Genomic DNA, 3,537 nt, shown 5'->3' on the forward strand with positions numbered 1-3,537 from the left:
TAATATATTTATTAATCGTTGTTCCAGTTGCAGATTTGAATATTCTGCATATATAGGAATCACTAAGGTAAAATTGTTTCGCTAGATATTCAATTGTAATTGGTTTACATATGTTTTGGTTAATAAATTGTATAATTTGTTCAATTGGTTGTTCCTGTTTGGAATCATTTTCATTCGTATTAAGGTCGAAATTATCTATATAGATACGATTAATCATAACTAGAAGTTCCATAAAACAAGCCTTTTCAATTATGTCGCTACCATAACTATCAACAGATGTAATCTTGTCTGTATAAAAGTGGAAAGAATTTTGTTGCTCGGTTGTAAGATGAAGACGATGTGTAAATCCTTGCGTGCGGTTTGTGAAGCATGTAGACAGATTGGTGTGGCCTGAAGACAAGGTCTTTATGAAATCAGGATGAATAAAAATTACTATTCTTTCTAATGCTGATTGATTAATCTTAGTAAGATAGTGGCTCTCGAATTGATTGATAACGAATAAATCGCCAGAGACAATATCGTAAAACTTGTTGTCTATAAGGAAATGTTTATCACCACATATGCAAAAGCACATTTCATAACAATCGTGAATATGAATGTCCATAGTGTTTTCTTCATTACACAGATAGGCAACAGAAAAATACTTATTGGTAATACAGCGTTCAATTGCTTGTTTACTTGATGTATCTTTTACCATAATTTGTTCATTCCCTTTTGGCTTATTTTGAGTAGACAACAAAAAAGATTATTCACTTGTTAAAATTTATTCGTTATTACCATCTTAACCCAAATACTTAAAATATGCAAGTTTTATATAATTGTTCTATTCCAGTTATAATTTCATCTTCTGTAAGGTTAGCGTAACCCAGTAGAATAGTTGGTTCGTAATTTTTACGGTTATCAAAGCTTATAAAGAATTTTTTAAGTCCATATAACTTGATAGAAGAATGAGCAGCTTTTTCAATTAATTCTTCTTCGGTAATAGGTAGATGAAAGGTTACAACGAGATGTAATCCTGCGTGCTCTCCTTGAATCGATATCTTATTTTTGAATATTTTGAGAGCTTGAATTAAGATATCATGTTTTGCCTTATAATGTTTTCTCATTTTGTTTAAATGACGTTCAAAATATCCATCACTGATGAATGTTGCCAAAATCGACTGGTCAATTCTTGAAACTGTAGAGGTGTAGTAACTATATCTTGAATTATATAGATTAAGTATAGCTGGGGGAAGAACAAGATACCCAACACGTATTGCAGGTGCAATGGCCCTTGAGAAAGTACCCATATAGATTACTTTGCCATTATGATCAAGTCCTTGAAGAGCTGGGATTGGCTTCCCTTTATAGCGAAATTCACTATCGTGGTCGTCTTCAATAATATAACGATCATTTGTCTCATTTGCCCATTGTAATAGAGCTTGACGACGTTTTATTGGCATTATAATTCCCAAAGGATACTGATGAGATGGGGTTACATAAGCAATATTTGCACCAGATATGTTCAGACTACCTATACGAATGCCTGAATTATCAAGAGGGATACAACATGTTGCTACTCCAAGTCCACTAAAGATACGATATGCTTGAGTATAAGTTGGATTTTCCATGGCAATTTTACATGATTCAGACATGGAGGAGAGTAATTGCGCTAAGAGTTGTAATAGATAATCAGCCCCAGCACCTACGATAATCTGATCTTTGTCACATTGTACACCACGAGATTCGTGAAGGTACTTTTGTATAGATTCTCGTAAACTGATATCACCTTGTTTAGGACCCAATAAGAAAAGGTCGTTGTTAGAATTGTTTAGGCATTCCTTTGATAATTTACGCCATGTATTATAAGGAAAGTGGTGAATATCAATGGTAAAAGGAGAAAAATCATAGGTGTAAGAAGGTTTTAAGGTTTGCTGTGGATTCTGCCTTATTGTTGTGTGTTTAGGGACGGCAAGCATTTCTTCAATCTGGCAAACATAATAACCTGATTTTGCTTTTGACTCAATATAGCCTTCTGAAACTAATTGGGAATAAGCCATATCAACGGTATTTCTACTTACTTGTAAGTAAGTTGCAAGACTCCTTGTAGAAGGAAGTTTTGCCTGATAGGCAATGGTACCATTGCGTATTTCGTTCTTTATATAGGTATATATTTGGTCATATAATGGTGTTTTTGATTTTGTATTAAGAGGTATGGTAAACATCAGATCAACTCCTATGCTAGTATTCATAGTAGCGAGTATATCATAAGCCGAGTAAAACTGCTATAAGAAATTTACCCCCTTAGTTATGTAAATAAGTTGTTTTCTATTTTAGATAAATCATATCAAAAAAATAGGAAAATGCATTGACTTTTTTAAGTAGAAAGCATATAATAACAAAAATTAATCGTGGAGGACTGACAGATGGGAACTTATAATTTTGAGCAGATCATTGATCGTACGAATACCAATTCTCTAAAATATGATTTTACTGTTGAAAGAGGGAAAGATAATGATGTCATGCCTCTTTGGGTTGCAGATATGGATTTTGCAACATTACCAGAGATAACAGCTGCAATAGAAAAAAGAGCGCAACACGGTATATTTGGATATACATATCCCAAAGAAGAATATCAAAAAACAGTGATTAATTGGATGCAAAAAAGACATAACTACGATATAAGACCAGAGTGGTTGGTTTATACACCAGGTGTTGTATTTGCAATTAGTATGGCTGTGCGAGCAGTAACAGAAGAAGGAGAAGCTGTTTTAATACAAACTCCAGTTTATTACCCTTTTTCGAATATTGTTCAGGAGAATGGAAGAAAGTTAATTAATAATTCATTACATTATGAAGTAAAAGACAATAAAGGAGTTTACTCCATTGATTTTGCTAGGTTTGAAGATTTAATTATTAAGAATTCGGTGAAAGTATTCTTATTATGTAGCCCTCATAATCCTGTTGGTCGTGTATGGACTAAGGAAGAATTGACGAGAATAGGGGAAATTTGCTTAAAGCATAATGTTATAATTATTGCGGATGAAATCCATCAAGATTTTGTATATGGTGAGAAGAAGCATATCCCAATTGCCTCGATAAACAAGGATATAGAGAATATTACGATTACTTGTACATCTCCAAGCAAAACATTTAATTTGGCAGGATTACAATTATCTAATATCATTATTGCAAATCATAAGATTCGTAAATTATTCAAAAAAGAAATGGGAAAAACAGGTTTTGATGAGCCTAATATCTTTGGTATAGAAGCATGTCAAGCTGCTTATACATACGGTGAATGTTGGCTTGAAGAATTAAAAGTCTATTTGCTAGAAAACATTGCATATGTAAGAAATTTTGTAGATACAAAAATGCCGAAAGTAATAGTAACTATACCAGAAGGAACATATCTTGTATGGCTTGATTTTAATAAATACGGATTAGAATTAAGAGAGTTAGAAGATCGTATACAAAATAAAGCAAAACTTTGGTTAGATGAAGGAATTATTTTTGGTAAAGAAGGTATAGGATTTGAAAGAATCAATATTGCAGCAC

3 protein-coding genes are annotated in these 3,537 nt (G+C 32.7%); 1 reads left to right on the forward strand and 2 read right to left on the reverse strand.

All coding sequences use genetic code 11. The features are described 5' to 3' along the window. The coding region (locus tag ACW2QF_RS18730; RefSeq protein ID WP_455717535.1) for an AraC family ligand binding domain-containing protein at positions 1-697 on the reverse strand (697 nt) is incomplete at its 3' end. A 97-nt stretch (positions 698-794) separates the two neighbouring features. Beyond that, complete coding sequence (gene pdxR / locus ACW2QF_RS18735) at positions 795-2,207, reverse strand: MocR-like pyridoxine biosynthesis transcription factor PdxR (RefSeq protein ID WP_455717537.1); 1,413 nt, start codon at positions 2,205-2,207, stop codon at positions 795-797. A 198-nt stretch (positions 2,208-2,405) separates the two neighbouring features. Between pdxR and ACW2QF_RS18740 the strand changes: the two genes are divergently transcribed. Next, on the forward strand, positions 2,406-3,537 hold a 1,132-nt coding region (locus ACW2QF_RS18740; RefSeq protein ID WP_455717536.1), incomplete at its 3' end, for a MalY/PatB family protein.

Source organism: Anaerosporobacter sp. (assembly GCF_965301125.1).